This is a genomic window from Rathayibacter sp. AY1C2 (genome assembly GCF_002931195.1).
Taxonomy (GTDB): Bacteria; Actinomycetota; Actinomycetes; order Actinomycetales; family Microbacteriaceae; genus Rathayibacter.
This window is the reverse complement of sequence record NZ_PSWG01000023.1, coordinates 1-16,802: the sequence shown is the minus strand read 5'-3', so window position 1 is coordinate 16,802 and position 16,802 is coordinate 1. Positions and strand designations below refer to the sequence as shown.

Here is a 16,802-nt window from a genome sequence, read left to right as displayed (position 1 = left end):
GTGAGGACGACGCCATGCCCGCCGAGCCCGAGGACGCGTCGCCGACGACCCGCCGCGACGCGAGGGGACGCCGGCGGGACCGCCTCGACATCACGGGGGAGTGGCGCCGCGTCTCGCCCCGGTACGTCGCGGTCGAGATCGTGTCGGCCGTCGTGTCGAGCGTGCTGCTGCTCGCCGTGCCCGTGGTGCTGATGCTGATCGGCCTGCCGTGGGGCTGGATCCCGCTGGCCGCCGCGGCCGCCCTCGCGGTGACCCTCCTGATCGTGGCCCCGCGCCGTGCGCGCGCCTACGGCTACCTCCTGCGCCAGGACGACCTGCTCTTCCGCCGCGGCATCATGTTCCAGCGCTTCGTGTCGGTGCCGTACGGGCGGATGCAGCTCATCGACGTCAACCGCGGGCCGCTCGCCCGGGCGCTCGGCCTCGCCGACCTCCGCTTCGTCACCGCCGCCGCGGCGACCGGCGTCAGCATCCCGGGCCTGGCCGAGCAGGACGCGGAGGAGCTCCGCGACCGCCTGGTCGAGCTCGCCGAGTCGCGCCGGGCCGGCCTGTGACCGAGCTCCGCGCCGTCGAGACGGACCTCGCCGACGGGGAGTGGCACCGCCTCCATCCCGCGACCCCGGTCCTCAAGGGCGGGATCGGCCTGCTGGTCGTCCTCGGCATCGTGATCACGAACCTCCGCGAGCGCCTGGTCGAGCTGTTCCTGCCCGGGCCGGAGGGGTTCGAGAGTGGCGATCCGGTCGACGAGCTGCTGCGCCGCGGTCTCGTCGGCTGGGCGCTGCTGGCGGTCGCGGTGGGCCTGGCGGTCGCCGTCTTCGCCTTCTGGCTGTCCTGGCGGATGCACACCTTCCGCATCACGGACGAGCTCGTCGAGGTGCGCTCCGGCGTGCTCTTCCGGACCAACCGGCGGGCGCGGCTGGACCGCATCCAGGGCATCGCGGTGCAGCGTCCGCTGTTCGCGCGGCTGTTCGGAGCCGCGAAGCTCGAGGTGAGCGTGGCCGGGCAGGACGCGAACGTCCAGCTGTCGTACCTCGGGTCGCGCTTGGTTGACGCCCTGCGCCGCGACATCCTGCGGCTCGCGTCCGGGGTGCGCGAGCGGGAGGCGACGGTCGACGGTGCGGCTCCGGCGGGCGGGTTCCTGGCGCGCCGGCTGGAGGAGTTCGGCGAGCCTCAGGAAGAGACGCCACCCGAGTCGGTCGTCTCGATCCCGCCGGGCCGACTCCTCGGCTCGCTCGTCTTCAGCGGCTTCACGCTGTTCCTGGCCGCCTCGGTCGTCGCCGTGGTGTTCGTCGCCGTCTACGGCTCGCCCTACGTGCTCTTCGCGATCCTGCCGGGCCTGATCGGCTCGGGCAGCTACTACGTCCGCCAGTTCGTGCGCTCGCTCCGGTACTCGATCGCCGCGACGCCCGACGGAGTGCGGGTCGGCTACGGCGTGCTCTCGACCAGCAGCGACACGATCCCGCCCGGCCGGATCCACGCCGTCGAGATCACGCAGCCGCTGCTCTGGCGCCCCTTCGGCTGGTGGCAGGTGCGGATCGACCGCGCCGGCCACGCGGCCTCCCGCGGGGCGAACGGCGAGCCGAACACCACGATCCTGCCCGTCGGCGACCTCGCCGCGGTCGAGCGCGTCCTCGCCCTCCTGCTGCCCGGACCGGCCGAGGGAGCGGAGTCGACGCCCGTCGGAGACGCACTCCGGCACCGCGACGCGGCCGGCTTCACCCGGGCGCCGCGCTCGGCGGTGTGGCTCCGCCCCTTCTCGTTCCGGAGGACCGGGTACCGGCTGACGGACGAGGTCGCGATCCTGCGCAGCGGAGCGGTCTGGCGGCGGGTCGCCGTGGTGCCCCTGGCGCGGATGCAGAGCGTCGGGGTCCAGCAGGGACCGCTCCAGCGCCTGCTCGGGCTGGCCTCGGCGCGCGTGCACACGGTGGCCGGCCCCGTCACTCCGCTCGTGCCGGTGATGAGCGCAGCCGACGGACTCGCCTTCTTCGAGAGCCTCGCGACGGCCGGAGTGCGGGCCGCCGACCGCGACGCGAGCCACCAGTGGGGGCGGCGGGCGGCCGCACCCGCCCTGCCCGACTGGCCCGCTCCGGAGGGGGAACCGCATGCCTGAGAACCGCCGCGACGGACGCCTGGGCGTCGGCGTGATCGGTGCCGGACGCGTGGGCCCGGTGCTCGGTGCCGCGCTCGCCGGGGCCGGCCACGCCGTGATCGGTATCGCCACCACCAGCGAGAGCGGCCGCGAGCGCGCCGACGCGCTGCTCCCCGGAGTCCCCGTGCTCGCGATCCCCGAGCTCGTCGAGCGCAGCGAGCTGGTGATCGTCGCCGTCCCCGGGAGCGAGATCGCCGCCCTGGTCGCGGGGCTCGCCGCGACCGGAGCGTGGCAGCCCGGCCAGCTGGTGCTGCACACGGCGCCTGAGCACGGCTACGGGGTGCTCGCTCCGGCGCTCGCCTCCGGGGTCATCCCCCTGGCAGTCCACCCGGCGATGGCCTTCAGCGGCACCAGCCTCGACCTGGCGCGCCTCTCCGAGACCTACTTCGCCGTGTCGGCACCGGGCCCGGTGCTGCCGATCGCGCAGGCGCTGGTGGTCGAGATGGGCGGGGAGCCGGTCTCCGTGGCGGAGTCGGACCGCGCCGCCTACGCGGAGGCCGTCTCGACCGCCACGACCTTCTCGACCGCGATCGTCGACCAGGCGGCGGGACTGCTGGCGGGCATCGGCGTCGAGAAGCCGGGCTTCTTCCTCTCCAGCCTCGTCCGCTCCTCCGTCGACGACGCCCTGCGCCGCGCGGCGGGCTGACGGGCGCGCCGCTCGAGACGCCGCTCCCGGGTGGGACGCCGCTCGGGAGGCGGTGCCTCGCGGAGGAGCACGGCGTCCCGGTGCCGAGGGCCCGGGCGGCCGTGGGACCGCCGGTAGCATCGTCGGGTGATCAGCACCGTCCACCGCATCGGCGACCTCCGCGAGCGGCTGCAGGAGGCGCGGCGGGCCGGTCGGCGCATCGCGCTCGTGCCGACGATGGGCGCCCTGCACGCCGGGCACCTCGCCCTCGTCGAGCGGGCTCGCGAGCTGGCCGTCGTCGTCGTCGTGTCGGTGTTCGTGAATCCGCTGCAGTTCGGCCCGTCCGAGGACCTGGACCGCTACCCGCGCGACCTCGAGGGCGACACCGCCCTGCTCGACGCGGCCGGGGCCGACCTCCTCTTCGCTCCGGGAGTCGCCGAGATGTACCCCGACGGGCCGTCCTCGACGCGGGTCGTCGCGGGCGAGGTCGGCGGCCTCTACGAGGGGCGCGCGCGGCCGGGGCACTTCGACGGGATGCTCACCGTCGTCGCCAAGCTCCTGAGCATCGCCCAGCCGGACGTCGCGGTCTTCGGGCAGAAGGACGCGCAGCAGCTGTTCCTCGTGCGCCGCATGGTCCGCGACCTCGACCTGCCCGTGGAGATCGAGGGCGTCGGCATCGTGCGGGAGGAGGACGGGCTCGCCCGCTCCAGCCGCAACCGCTACCTCGACGAGGAGCAGCGCCGCGCGGGCCTCGTGCTGCCGCGCCTCCTCGCGGCCGCCGCGGAAGCCGCGGACCGCGGTGCCGCCGCGGCGATCGAGGCCGCCGAGGCCGTCGCGCACGCCGAGCCGCTCGTTAAGCTGGACTACCTCGTCGTCGTGGATCCCGCGACGCTCCTCCCGGTCGACGCCGACCACCGCGGCCCGGCACTCGTGCTCGTCGCCGCGATCGTCGGCACCACCCGCCTCCTCGACAACGCCCCGATCCTGCTCGCCTGATCGCGGCCGTCCGCCCCGAACCGAAAGCACTGCGACCCCTCATGGCCGACACCCCCGACGTCCCCGAGACCACGACCCCCGCCGCCGAGCAGTCCGACTCCGAGCAGGCCGCCGCCGAGCGGGCCGCGCAGCAGGAGGCCTCCGAGCAGAAGGCCGTCCGCCTCGCCAAGCGCGAGCGCCTGCTCGAGCTCGCGGGCGACGACCTCGGCGCCGGCGCCTACCCCGTCGCGGTCGGAGTCACCGACACCATCGCGGCCGTCCGGGCGCGCCACGAGGGCATCGAGCCGGACGTGAAGACCGGCGAGCGCGTCGGCCTCGCGGGCCGCGTGGTGTTCCAGCGCAACACGGGCAAGCTCTGCTTCGCGACGCTGCAGGCCGGCGACGGCGAGCGGATCCAGGCCATGGTCTCGCTCGGCGACGTGGGCGAGGAGTCGCTGGCGGCGTGGAAGGAGCTCGTCGACCTGGGCGACCACCTCTTCGTCGAGGGCGAGGTCGTCTCGAGCAAGCGCGGCGAGCTGAGCGTGTGGGTGTCGGAGTGGACGATCGCCGCGAAGGCGATCCTGCCGCTGCCGAACCTGCACAACGAGCTCGGCGACGAGACCCGGATGCGCCAGCGCTACCTCGACCTGATCGTGCGCCCCCAGGCCCGCGAGACGGTCGTCACCCGCGCCCGCGTGAACGCCTCCCTCCGCGATACCTTCGCCTCGCACGAGTTCCTCGAGGTCGAGACCCCGATGCTGCAGGTGATGCACGGCGGCGCCTCCGCCCGCCCCTTCGCCACGCACTCGAACGCCTTCGACACCGAGCTGTACCTGCGCATCGCGCCCGAGCTCTACCTCAAGCGGGCGGTCGTCGGCGGCATCGACCGGGTCTTCGAGATCAACCGCAACTTCCGCAACGAGGGCGCCGACTCCACCCACTCGCCCGAGTTCGCGATGCTCGAGGCCTACCAGGCGTACGGCGACTACAACTCGATCGCCGACCTCACCCAGGAGCTGATCCAGAACGCGGCGCAGGCCGTCGCGGGCTCGCACGTGGTCACCTGGGCCGACGGCACCGAGTTCGACCTCGGCGGCCGGTGGGACCGCATCTCGATGTACGAGAGCCTGTCGCTCGCGGCCGGAATCGCGATCACGCCGGAGACGGAGCTCGCCGAGCTCGAGACCCTCGCCGCGCGCGAGGGCGTCGAGGTGCACGTCCCCACGCACGGCAAGTACGTCGAGGAGCTGTGGGAGCACTTCGTGAAGGGCGGCCTGACGCGTCCGACCTTCGTGATGGACTTCCCCGTCGACACCTCGCCGCTCGTGCGCGCGCACCGCAGCATCCCGGGCGTCGTCGAGAAGTGGGACCTCTACGTCCGCGGCTTCGAGCTGGCCACCGGCTACTCCGAGCTGATCGACCCGGTCGTGCAGCGCGAGCGCTTCGTCGAGCAGGCCCGCCAGGCCGCCGCGGGCGACGACGAGGCGATGCGCCTGGACGAGGACTTCCTCCGCGCCCTCGAGCACGGCATGCCCCCCACCGGCGGCATGGGCATGGGCATCGACCGCCTCCTGATGGCGATCACCGGCCTCGGGATCCGCGAGACGATCCTGTTCCCGCTCGTCAAGTAGGGTCGCGGGAGCCGAGGGGGAGACATGGTCAGGGCATCGAGCATCGTCGCGGCCGTCGCGGCGGGCGTCCTCACGATCGCGCAGTTCGGAGTGGGGACCGCGGTCGCCGCGAGCGTCCTCACCTCCTCCGGCGACGTCGGCACCGCGCTGGCCGACCGGCGGGCGGCCGAGGCGTTCACGCCCGACCCCACGATCGCCGGCTTCGCGGAGCGGACCGCCATGTCCGACCGCGGCCGCGCCCTCTACTACGCGTCGAGCCCGTCGGTCGAGCCGACCGCCGGCTTCAACGACCTCTGCGGCTACGGCGCCTCCGACGACATCGTCCTCGGCTGCTACACCGGCACCAGCATCTACATCTCGGACGTCGCCAACCCCGACCTCGACGGGATCCGCGACGTGACGGCGGCGCACGAGATGCTGCACGCCGCGTGGGTGCGGCTCGACGCGGAGGAGCAGGCCGAGCTGGGCGACGAGCTCGAGGCCGCGTACGAGACCCTCCCGCAGGACGGCACGATCGCCGAGCGCCTCGAGCTGTACCGCACCGGCGGCCTCGGCGAGCGCGTCAACGAGCTGCACTCGATCCTGGGGACCGAGGTGGCCGACCTGCCACCGGCGCTCGAGGCGCACTACGCCGAGTTCTTCGACGACCGCTCGGTCGTCGTGGGCCTGAACGCCCGCTACGAGGCGGTCTTCACCGATCTCGAGAACCGCATCGAGGACCTGGTCTCCCGGATCGAGACGATGTACGCCGACCTCACGGCGCGGATCGATGCGAACAACGCCGAGTACGACGCGCTCAACGTCGAGATCGACGACTTCAACTCGCGCGCCGACAGCGGCGACTTCGGATCGACGGCCGAGTTCGAGACGGAGCGCGCCGATCTGCTCGCCCGCAGCCAGGCCGTCGACGCCACCCGCGCCGCCATCGACGCGGACATCGCCGTGTACGACGGCCTGCGCTCGGAGCTGGAAGGCCTCAACTCCGATGCCGCGGCGCTGAACAAGTCGGTCGAGAGCCAGTAGCGCCCAGCGCCCGCGAAGGCCGCTGGGCGCACGGGCCTCCGGGCTCACGGCTCCCGCGCCGGTGCCGCGGGTAGGATCGCCGCATGGACTGGGAGCTGTGGAACCAGGGGCTGTGGGCCCTCGTGCCGACGATCACGGTCGGAGCCATCTTCTGGTTCGTGATGCGCGCCCTCATCCGCTCGGACCGCAACGAGCGCCGAGCGTACGACCGCATCGAGGCCCGCGAGCGCGAGCGCCGCGGCCTGCCTCCCCGCGACGCCTCCTGACCACCGCCGCCGCGCGGGTGCCTCCCGCGCCCGCTGAGCGGCTCCGCACGACGAACGAGGAGGCGCGGTGCCCGCACCCGACTGGGCCGTGATCCTCCCGATCGCGGCCGTCGTCGTCGAGCTCGTGGTCCGCGTGATCGCCGTCATCGTCGTGCCGCGGAACCGCCGTCCGACCACCGGCCTCGCCTGGCTGATGGCGATCTTCCTGATCCCGTACGTCGGCATCCTGCTGTTCCTCTTCATCGGGAGCTACCGGCTGCCGCGCAAGCGCCGCCGGAAGCAGCAGGAGATCAACCGCTTCATCCTGGAGTCGACCGACGGCATCGACCGCGTCGCCCGGGAGCACCCGTGGCCGCAGTGGCTGGAGTCGGTGGTCACCCTCAACCGCAACCTCGGCGCCATGCCGCTGGTCGGCGGGAACGATGCGCGCCTCCAGGGCGACTACGAGCAGACCATCCGCGCGATGGCCGCCGAGATCGACCGCGCCCGCCGGTACGTGCACTGCGAGTTCTACATCCTCGCCGCCGACTCGACCACCGCGCCCTTCTTCGACGCGCTCGACCGCGCGGTGGCCCGCGGGGTGCGGGTGCGGATCCTCCTCGACCACATCGCGTCGATCCGCGTGCCCGGCTACTACAGCGGCACCCATCGCCGGCTGCGCGCCCTCGAGCGGGCGGGCGCCTCGTGGTCGTACATGCTCCCCGTGCGGCCGTGGCGCGGGCAGTACCAGCGGCCGGACCTGCGCAACCACCGCAAGCTGCTGATCGTCGACGGCAACGCGGCCTTCATGGGCTCGCAGAACGTCGTCGACTCCAGCTACAACAAGCGCGGCAACATCCGCCGCGGCCTGCACTGGCACGACCTGATGGTGCGCCTCGAGGGGCCGGTGGTGCAGGGCATCAACGCCATCTTCATCACCGACTGGTACAGCGAGACCGACGAGCTGCTCCTCCGGGAGTCGGAGCCGATGGAGGCGCTGCAGCAGCGCGACACCATCGACTGCCAGGTGGTGCCGAGCGGCCCGGGGTTCGAGGGCGAGAACAACCTGCGCCTGTTCCTGACGCTGCTCTACTCGGCGCAGAAGTCGATCATCATCACCAGCCCGTACTTCGTGCCCGACGAGGCGATGCTCTACGCGATCACGACGGCGACCCGGCGGGGCGTGCACGTGGAGCTCTTCGTCTCCGAGATCGGCGACCAGGCCGTGGTCTACCACGCCCAGCGCTCGTACTACGAGACGCTGCTGACCGCGGGCGTGCGCATCTGGATGTACCGCAAGCCGACCATCCTGCACGCGAAGCACTTCACGATCGACGACGACGTCGCCGTGATCGGCTCGAGCAACATGGACATGCGCTCCTTCACGCTCAACCTCGAGGTCTCGCTGATGGTGCGCGGCGCGGAGTTCGTCGAGGACCTGCGCCAGGTGCAGCAGGACTACCGCGAGCACTCCCGCGAGCTGACCCTCCGCGAGTGGCGGCAGCAGCCGCTCCGCTCGACCCTGCTCGACAACCTGGCGCGGCTCACCTCGGCGCTGCAGTAGCGCGCCTCCCGTCCGCCCGCCGGCGGAGGATGCGCGGCCCCGGCTCGTCGCGCAAGGCCCTGTGCGGGCCGCCGCGCCCCGCGTAGCGTCGGAGCGTCCTCAGCACCATCCGGTTCCGCCTGCCCGGCGCCGGGTTCGAGAAGGGAACGGACATGACGGCATCCCGTACGACGCGCATCCTCATCCTCGGCGGCGGCTACGTCGGCCTGTACACGGCCTGGGGCCTCGAGAAGAGACGGGGGGAGGCGCCGATCGACGTCACCGTCGTCGAGCCGAACCCCTACATGACCTACCAGCCGCTGCTGCCCGAGGTCGCCGGCGGGCACGTCCAGCCGCGCCACGTCACGGTGCCGCTGGTCTCCGCGCTCAAGCGCACCCGCGTGATCCGCGGTGCGATCACCGGCGTGAGCCTCGCCGAGCGCAGCGCCACCGTCGCCGCGATGGACGGCTCCACCCGCACGCTCGAGTTCGACCAGGTCGTCTTCGCGCTCGGGGCCGTCACCCGCACGTTCCCCACGCCGGGTCTCGCCGAGCACGGCATCGGCTTCAAGACGGTGGAGGAGGCGGCGCACCTGCGCGACCGCGTCATCGAGAACATCGCGAAGGCGGCGCTCACCACCGATCCCGCCGAGCGTCGGTGCCTGCTCACCTTCGTCTTCGTCGGCGGCGGCTACACCGGCGTCGAGGCGCTGAGCGAGCTGCTCGACCTCAGCCGCAAGACGCTCGCCGCGCAGCCCTCCCTCTCGATGGGTGACGTCACCTGGCACCTCGTCGAGGCGTTGGACCGGGTCGCCCCCGAGGTCGGTCCCGAGCTCTCGAAGTGGACGCTCGACCACCTCCGCTCGCGCGGCGTGCACGTGCACCTGAAGACGACGATGCCCTCCTGCGAGGACGGCGTCGTGGAGCTCTCCTCGGGCGAGCGCATCCCGACGGCCACGATCGTGTGGACCGCCGGCGTGAAGCCGAACCCGATCCTCGACGCGACCGACGCGCCCCGCGGGCCGAAGGGCCACGTCATGGCGGATGCGCGCCTGCGGGTCATCCGCGAGGACGGCGAGCCGGTGGGCGGCGCCTGGGCGGCCGGCGACGGCGCGCAGGTGCCGGACCTCACCAGCGAGAAGCAGCCCGCGTACTACCCGCCGAACGCGCAGAACGCGGTCCGGCAGGCCAAGCTCCTGGCGCGCAACATCATCGCCGACCTCACCGGAGGCACCGTGGAGGAGTACCGCCACGCCTCCGTCGGGACCGTCGCCGAGTACGGCATCGGCAAGGGCGCGGGCCTGATCAAGGGCGTGAAGCTGCGCGGCCTCCCCGCCTGGCTCGCGCACCGCGCCTACCACGGAGCGGCGATGCCGACCCTGGACCGCAAGTGGCGGATCATCACGGGCTGGCTCGTCGACGCCGTCACTCCGCGCGACCTCTCGCCGATGAGCGCGCTGCAGGATCCGCGCCGCGCCTTCCGCGAGACGGCCGAGGCCACCGATCGCGAGGCCGCTGCGAAGGCCGCCGCGAAGAAGGAGTCGGACGCGTCCTGACGCGCCGGTGAGAGCGCGGGAGTCGCGGTGGTCGAGCGGGATCATCGCGACTTCCGCGCTCCCGAGTCGTGGGCCCCGCCTCGGAGCGCCTCGGCCTGACGGTCTCGGCTCAGGCCCGGCGGCGCGGCTTGAGGCGCACGGTCGGCAGCACGGGCGCGGGGAGCGCGCGTCCGCCGTACCCGTCGACGGTGCCGAACGGTCCCGCGGGATCCGCCCCGGCGATCACGTCGGACTGCCAGCGCTCGCGGGCGGCCGCCACGTCGTCGTGGCTGCGGCCGACGAAGTTCCACCACATCACCAGCTCCTCGGCGAACGGCTCGCCGCCGAGCAGCACCACGCGGGCGCCCGCGTCCCCGGCCGTCAGCACCAGGTGCGAGCGGCCGGGCGCCAGGTAGGCGAGGTCCGAGCGCGGGACGTCCGCGCCCTCGACCGCCACGGGGCCGGCGTCGACGAGCACGCCGTACTCCCACGACTCCTCGACCGGCAGCTCGACCCGGGCACCCGGCTCGAGGTCGATCTGCGCGGCGACCAGCGGAGTGAAGGTGCTCGCGGGCACCGACGCGCCCAGCATCCCTCCGACGAAGACGCGCACCAGCGCGCCGGGCAGATCCACGGGCACGCCGCGGTGGTGCTCGAAGAACGGATCGACGAGCCGCGCCTCCTCGGGCAGCGCGACCCAGAGCTGCACCCCGTGCAGAACGGGCGCGCCCCCGGTCGAGACCTCCGAGTGCGAGATGCCGCGTCCGGCCGTCATCAGGTTGAGCTCGCCCGGGCGCACCACGGCGAGGCTGCCGACGCTGTCGCGGTGCTCGATCTCGCCCTCGAAGAGCCAGCTCACCGTCTGCAGGCCCGTGTGCGGATGCGGCGGGACGTCCATCCCGGCCTCCTCGCCGAGCCGCACCGGGCCGTAGTGGTCGGCGAAGCACCATGCGCCGATCGTCGAGCGCGAGCGCTGGGGGAGGGTGCGGCGCACCTCGATCGCGCGCGGACCGCCGAGCGGGACGAGCCGTGCCTCCAGGATCTCGACCGCGCCGGGCTCGCGAGGGACCGGCTCCGCGGCGACGGGGAGCTCGTCGGGATGCTCCTCCAGGTTGCTCATGCGGGAAGTGTATGCCTTCGCATGGACCGGTGGACGGGACCGCCGCCCGCACCCCTCCCGGATCGCGTGCACGCCCAGGGCGAACAGGCCTGCTCACCGGGGGGAGCGCTGGTTACAGTCGACGTATCGGAGCCCACCCCTGCGGGTTCTGTAGGGAGTGACAGCATGTTCGAGAGATTCACCGATCGCGCGCGGCGCGTCGTCGTCCTGGCCCAGGAAGAGGCCAAGATGCTCAATCACAACTACATCGGCACGGAGCACATCCTGCTCGGCCTGATCCACGAGGGCGAGGGAGTGGCCGCCAAGGCGCTCGAGTCCCTCGGGATCTCGCTCGACGCTGTGCGCGAGCAGGTGCAGGACATCATCGGCCAGGGGCAGCAGCAGCCGACCGGCCACATCCCCTTCACGCCTCGGGCGAAGAAGGTCCTCGAGCTGTCCCTGCGCGAAGCGCTGCAGCTCGGCCACAACTACATCGGGACCGAGCACATCCTGCTCGGCCTCATCCGCGAGGGCGAGGGCGTCGCCGCTCAGGTGCTGGTCAAGCTCGGTGCCGACCTGAACCGCGTGCGCCAGCAGGTCATCCAGCTGCTCTCCGGCTACCAGGGCAAGGAGCAGGTCGCCGTGGGCGGTGAGCAGCAGCAGCCTCAGGGGGGATCGCAGATCCTCGACCAGTTCGGACGCAACCTCACCCAGGCGGCACGCGACAACAAGCTCGACCCGGTCATCGGGCGCGAGAAGGAGATCGAGCGGGTCATGCAGATCCTCTCCCGCCGCTCCAAGAACAACCCCGTCCTGATCGGCGAGCCCGGCGTCGGCAAGACCGCCGTCGTCGAGGGCCTCGCCCAGGCGATCGTGCGCGGCGACGTGCCCGAGACGCTGAAGGACAAGCAGCTCTACACGCTCGACCTCGGCTCGCTCATCGCCGGATCCCGCTACCGCGGTGACTTCGAGGAGCGCCTGAAGAAGGTCACGAAGGAGATCCGCACCCGCGGCGACATCATCACCTTCATCGACGAGATCCACACCCTCGTCGGCGCAGGGGCCGCTGAGGGCGCTATCGACGCCGCCTCGATCCTCAAGCCGCTGCTCGCCCGCGGCGAGCTGCAGACCATCGGCGCGACCACGCTCGACGAGTACCGCAAGCACTTCGAGAAGGACGCCGCTCTCGAGCGCCGCTTCCAGCCGATCCAGGTCGCGGAGCCGTCGCTGCCCCACACGATCAACATCCTCAAGGGGCTGCGCGACCGCTACGAGGCGCACCACAAGGTGTCCATCACCGACGGCGCGATCGTCTCGGCGGCCAATCTGGCCGACCGCTACATCAGCGACCGCTTCCTCCCCGACAAGGCGATCGACCTGATCGACGAGGCCGGCGCACGCCTGCGCCTCTCGATCCTCTCGGCGCCGCCGGAGCTGCGCGACTTCGACGACCGCATCGCCGTGGTCCGCTCCGCCAAGGAGGCCGCGATCGAGGACCAGGACTTCGAGAAGGCCGCGTCGCTCCGCGACGAGGAGAAGCAGCTGCTCGGTGAGCGCCTGCGCCTCGAGAAGCAGTGGAAGTCGGGCGACGTCAAGGCCACCGGCGTGGTCGACGAGGGCCTGATCGCCGAGGTCCTCGCCCAGGCGACGGGCATCCCGGTCTTCAAGCTCACGGAGGAGGAGTCCTCGCGGCTCGTCTTCATGGAGAAGGCCCTGCACCAGCGCGTCATCGGCCAGGAGGAGGCCATCGCGGCACTCTCGCGGACGATCCGCCGCACCCGCGCGGGCCTCAAGGACCCCAAGCGCCCCTCGGGCTCGTTCATCTTCGCCGGCCCCACGGGCGTCGGGAAGACCGAGCTGGCCAAGGCGCTCGCCGAGTTCCTCTTCGACGACGAGAACGCGATGATCTCGCTCGACATGTCGGAGTACGGCGAGAAGCACACCGTCTCGCGGCTGTTCGGCGCCCCTCCCGGGTTCGTCGGCTTCGAGGAGGGCGGCCAGCTCACCGAGAAGGTGCGCCGCAAGCCGTTCAGCGTGGTCCTCTTCGACGAGATCGAGAAGGCGCACCCGGACATCTTCAACTCGCTCCTCCAGATCCTGGAGGAGGGTCGACTGACCGACGGCCAGGGCCGTGTCGTCGACTTCAAGAACACCGTCATCATCATGACCACCAACCTCGGTGCTCGTGACATCGCCGGTGGTCCCGTCGGGTTCCAGATCGAGGGCGACAACGCCACCGGCTACGACCGCATGCGCGGCAAGGTCAACGAGGAGCTCAAGAAGCACTTCAAGCCCGAGTTCCTCAACCGCGTGGACGACGTCATCGTCTTCCCGCAGCTGTCGAAGCCCGAGCTGCTCCAGATCGTCGACCTCTTCATCAAGCGCCTGGGCGACCGCCTGCTCGACCGGGACATGACGGTGGAGCTGACGCAGCCGGCCAAGGAGCGCCTGATCGAGGTCGGGTTCGACCCGGCCCTCGGTGCGCGCCCCCTGCGCCGCGCGATCCAGCGCGAGATCGAGGACCAGCTGTCCGAGCGGATCCTGCACGGCGAGCTCGGCGCCGGAGACCACATCCACGTGGACTTCGCCGACAACAGGTTCGTCTTCACCACGACCCCGCGCCTGATCTCGATCAGCGCCGGCGCGTCCACCGGAGCGGCCACGGCCGGCCCGGCGACGCCCGACCTGATGTCGTAGCAGGCTGCCGAACGACGACGTGCCCGTCCCCTCTCGCGAGGGGGCGGGCACGTCGTCGTCCGGGGGGGTGCGCGCCTGCTCGCAGGATCCCGCGCCCGGTGCGGCCTAGGCTTGTCGAATGGCCGATTGGAAGTACCCGGTGCGCCGCGCGCGCACGAGCGATGTCCCCTTCATCCAGGAGCTCAGCGAGCCGCTCGTGAACGAGCGCATCCTCCTGGGCAAGGACCGCGTGGTGCTCTACGGCGCCGTGCAGGAGTTCCGCATCGCCGAGGACGGGCACGGGACGGCGATCGGCTGCGGTGCGCTCCATGTGATGTGGGACGACATCGCGGAGGTGCGCACCCTCGCGGTCGCGCAGGACTGGCTCGGGAGGGGCGTGGGCCACCACATCCTGGAGCGCCTCGAGAACGACGCGCGCGAGCTCGGCCTGAAGCGCCTGTTCTGCCTCACCTTCGAGGTCGACTTCTTCACCCGTCACGGCTTCGAGCCGATCGGCGAGAAGGTCGTCGACCCCGAGGTCTACGCCGAGCTGCTCCGCTCTCCCGACGAGGGAGTCGCCGAGTTCCTCGACCTCGCCCGGGTGAAGCCGAACACGCTCGGCAACACCCGCATGCTGAAGACGCTCTGACCGCCACCACGTCGTAGCCTGTCCCGGTGACTCCGCCGCCTCGCCGCCTGCCCTCCCGGGTCTACCGGCGACGCCGCGCCGGAGTGCTGCTCGCGCTGGTCGTCATCGTCGCGGGCCTGGCGGTTGTGCTGTCGCTGCTCCCGCGGATGACCGGCTCCGACGCCGCGTCGAGCCCCACGCCGACCGTCGTGCTGCCGACGCTCTACCCGACCACCTCGCCCGGTGCGACGCCCGGCGCCGCACCCGCCTGCACGGCCGACTCCGTCGCCGTCACCGCGGTCACGGACGCCACGAGCTACGCGCCCGGCGAGGATCCGCAGCTCTCGCTCTCGCTGGCCAACATCTCGAGCACCGACTGCGTGATCGACGCGGGCACGAGCAAGCAGGTCTTCACGATCACGAGCGGCTCCGAGCAGATCTGGACCTCGACCGACTGCCAGACCGGCGCGGCCGATCTGCCGGTGCTCCTCCAGGCGGGCCGCTCGGTGATGGGCAGCGCGCTGACGTGGGACCGCACCCGCTCCTCCGCCGACACCTGCTCCGGCGGACGCGAGGCGGTCGAGGCGGGCGGCGCCGCCTACAACCTGTCGGTGTCGGTCGCCGGCATCCCCTCGGGCTCGCCCACGCAGTTCCTGCTCCAGTAGTCCGCCCGGGGGACGTGCCGGGCGTGCGTCGGCGCGTAGCATCGCAGGCATGTGGGGGCTGCTCGGCACGATCCTGTCCGCCTCGACCGCCCGGGCGGGGGTGGTCGCGCGGCGCGCGGCGGCCGTGGCCCTCGCGGTCCCGCTGCTGGTCGGCGGAGCGGCGGCGCAGGCCGTGGCGGCTCCGCACCCTGTCGCGGCTCCGCAGCCCGTCGCGGGTGTCGTGCGCGCGGATGTGGACGGCTTCCGGTTCTCGGAGTACTCGGCCGACTTCCGTCTCGACCGCGACGAGGAGGGCCGCTCGACGCTGACCACTGTCGAGACCTTCGTCGCCGAGTTCCCGCCGTCGCAGAACCGCGGCATGCAGCGCGCGATCCCGCTCGACTACGAGGGGCACCCGACCGACGTCGACCTGGTGTCCGTCACCGACGGCGACGGGGCGTCGCGGCCGGTCGACACCGAGCGCGAGGACGGCTTCCTCCTGGTCACCAGCGCGGCGGACGAGTTCGTCAGCGGCAGCCAGACCTACGTCTTCACCTACACGCAGCACAACACGACCCTCCCTGGATCCGGCACGCGCAGCGGCGAAGACGAGTTCTACTGGGACGTCAACGGCACGGGCTGGCGCCAGTCCTTCGACCGCTACGACGTGCGCGTCGAGCTCGCCGGGTCGCTGGCCTCCGCCGCGACGGGGACCGTCAGCTGCTACCGGGGACCGGAGGGCTCGACGACCCCCTGTCCCATCGGCCGCGACGGCGCGGTCGTCACGGCATCGGGGGAGTCGCTGGCTCCGGGGGAGAACGTGACCGTGGCGATCGGCTTCGCTCCCGGGACCTTCACGCCGCGCGACGACCGCTACCTCGCCTCCGGCTGGTCCTGGGTGCAGCTGGGCGGCCTCGCCGCGGTCCTGATCGGCCTCGCGCTCGCCGTGCACCGCCGCCGGACCGTGCTCCGCGACGCTCCCGGCCGCCCGACCGTCGTCGCCGAGTACGACCCGCCCGCGGAGGGGCTGTTCCTCTCCGCCGCGCTGCTGCGGAAGACGTCGAAGGCCCCTGCGGCCGGACTCCTGGACGCCGCCGTCCGCGGTCTCGTGCGCATCGAGGAGACGGGGGAGGGGCGGAAGCAGGAGTACGCCGTGCGGGTGCTCGACCCCGCGACGACGCCGACGCGACGCGCGGGACGCCCGCGGCCCCTCGCCTCCGACGACCGCGAGTTCCTCGACATCGCCCTCGGCCGGGTGCCGGGGACGGTGCGTGAGCTCTCGGGCAAGGACAAGGAGTTCGGCAAGGCCGTCGGACAGTTCCGGACCGCGCTGGGCAACCGGGTGACCGAGGCGGGACTGAAGAAGGCCGGGACGATCGGCGGCAGCGTGCTCGTGATCGTCCCGCTGCTGCTGGGTGTCATGGCCGCTTTCCTGGGCGCGATCCTCCTGATGACCGGCTCCTTCGGCGGAGCGCTCCCGCTCGTGCTGATGCTGGTCGCGATCGTCGCGGCCGTCGTCGGGACGATCCTGGTCTCGAGGGTGCCGCTGACGGCCGCGGGCGCGGAGCTGCGCGACCATCTGCGCGGGCTCGAGCTGTACATCCGCCTGGCCGAGGCCGACCGGATCGCGATGCTGCAGTCGCCACGCGGGGCGGACCGGCGCACGGTCGGACCGGTCGAGGTGGTCGAGGTGACGGAGCGCCTGCTGCCGTGGGCCGTGCTCTTCGGTCTCGAGAAGGAGTGGTCGGCGGAGCTCGCGTCGGCCTACGAGCGCACCGGCGAGGAGCCGGTCTGGTACTCCGGACCGAACGGCTTCCACGCGGCGGGCTTCGCCGGCAGCGTGTCCTCGTTCTCGTCGTCGACGTCGAGCTACGTCGGATCCTCGTCGGGCTCCTCGAGCGGCGGCGCGGGCGGTGGCGGCAGCTCGGGCGGGGGCGGCGGACCTGGCGATCGCAGTCGCCATCGCCTCCGCCCACGCCTACACGCCGCTGCGGCCCGGGATCGCCGCGTTCGGCGAGATCAGCCTCTCGGG

Annotated in this window: 14 protein-coding genes; 13 read left to right on the top strand and 1 reads right to left on the bottom strand. The window is 72.4% G+C overall.

The annotated features are described in order from the left end of the window. Window positions 1-14: 14 nt before the first annotated feature. From C5C55_RS13835 to C5C55_RS13795, 9 genes are all read left to right on the top strand, one after another. Window positions 15-551, top strand: a complete 537-nt coding sequence (locus C5C55_RS13835; RefSeq protein WP_104234302.1) for a PH domain-containing protein — start codon at window positions 15-17, stop codon at window positions 549-551. Beyond that, window positions 548-2,107, top strand: coding sequence for a PH domain-containing protein (locus C5C55_RS13830; RefSeq protein ID WP_104234301.1), 1,560 nt, complete (start codon window positions 548-550; stop codon window positions 2,105-2,107). Before C5C55_RS13835 ends, C5C55_RS13830 begins: the two co-directional genes overlap by 4 nt. Beyond that, window positions 2,100-2,792: a Rossmann-like and DUF2520 domain-containing protein gene (locus tag C5C55_RS13825; RefSeq protein ID WP_104234300.1), complete on the top strand. Its 693-nt coding sequence runs from the start codon at window positions 2,100-2,102 to the stop codon at window positions 2,790-2,792. The genes C5C55_RS13830 and C5C55_RS13825 overlap by 8 nt, the downstream gene beginning before the upstream one ends. 126 nt (window positions 2,793-2,918) lie before the next feature. Beyond that, complete coding sequence (gene panC / locus C5C55_RS13820; protein ID WP_104234299.1) at window positions 2,919-3,767, top strand: pantoate--beta-alanine ligase; 849 nt, start codon at window positions 2,919-2,921, stop codon at window positions 3,765-3,767. Between the two features lie 41 nt (window positions 3,768-3,808). Beyond that, entirely contained in the window at window positions 3,809-5,377 is a 1,569-nt protein-coding gene (gene lysS, locus C5C55_RS13815; RefSeq protein WP_104234298.1) for a lysine--tRNA ligase, read from the top strand. A 24-nt stretch (window positions 5,378-5,401) separates the two neighbouring features. Continuing rightward, window positions 5,402-6,400 carry a hypothetical protein gene (locus C5C55_RS16670; protein ID WP_104249707.1) on the top strand — a complete coding sequence of 333 codons (999 nt, stop codon included), beginning with the start codon at window positions 5,402-5,404 and terminating at the stop codon, window positions 6,398-6,400. 83 nt (window positions 6,401-6,483) lie between these two features. Continuing rightward, window positions 6,484-6,666, top strand: a complete 183-nt coding sequence (locus C5C55_RS13805; RefSeq protein ID WP_104224094.1) for a hypothetical protein — start codon at window positions 6,484-6,486, stop codon at window positions 6,664-6,666. Between the two features lie 67 nt (window positions 6,667-6,733). After that, window positions 6,734-8,209, top strand: coding sequence for a cardiolipin synthase (gene cls, locus C5C55_RS13800; RefSeq protein ID WP_104234297.1), 1,476 nt, complete (start codon window positions 6,734-6,736; stop codon window positions 8,207-8,209). A 152-nt stretch (window positions 8,210-8,361) separates the two neighbouring features. Then, complete coding sequence (locus C5C55_RS13795) at window positions 8,362-9,744, top strand: NAD(P)/FAD-dependent oxidoreductase (RefSeq protein ID WP_104234296.1); 1,383 nt, start codon at window positions 8,362-8,364, stop codon at window positions 9,742-9,744. Window positions 9,745-9,853: 109 nt separating this feature from the next. Here C5C55_RS13795 and C5C55_RS13790 read toward each other — a convergent pair whose 3' ends face one another. Continuing rightward, complete coding sequence (locus C5C55_RS13790; RefSeq protein WP_104234295.1) at window positions 9,854-10,843, bottom strand: pirin family protein; 990 nt, start codon at window positions 10,841-10,843, stop codon at window positions 9,854-9,856. Window positions 10,844-11,008: 165 nt separating this feature from the next. Here C5C55_RS13790 and C5C55_RS13785 point away from each other — a divergent pair, with 165 nt between their 5' ends. The 4 genes from C5C55_RS13785 to C5C55_RS13770 form a co-directional block, all read left to right on the top strand. Beyond that, complete coding sequence (locus tag C5C55_RS13785) at window positions 11,009-13,519, top strand: ATP-dependent Clp protease ATP-binding subunit (protein ID WP_104234294.1); 2,511 nt, start codon at window positions 11,009-11,011, stop codon at window positions 13,517-13,519. 118 nt (window positions 13,520-13,637) lie between these two features. Further along, on the top strand, window positions 13,638-14,147 hold the full coding sequence (locus C5C55_RS13780) for an amino-acid N-acetyltransferase (protein ID WP_104234293.1): 510 nt from the start codon (window positions 13,638-13,640) through the stop codon (window positions 14,145-14,147). A gap of 26 nt (window positions 14,148-14,173) precedes the next feature. After that, entirely contained in the window at window positions 14,174-14,791 is a 618-nt protein-coding gene (locus C5C55_RS13775) for a hypothetical protein (RefSeq protein ID WP_104226002.1), read from the top strand. A gap of 49 nt (window positions 14,792-14,840) precedes the next feature. After that, the coding region (locus tag C5C55_RS13770) for a DUF2207 domain-containing protein (RefSeq protein WP_104234292.1) at window positions 14,841-16,802 on the top strand (1,962 nt) is incomplete at its 3' end.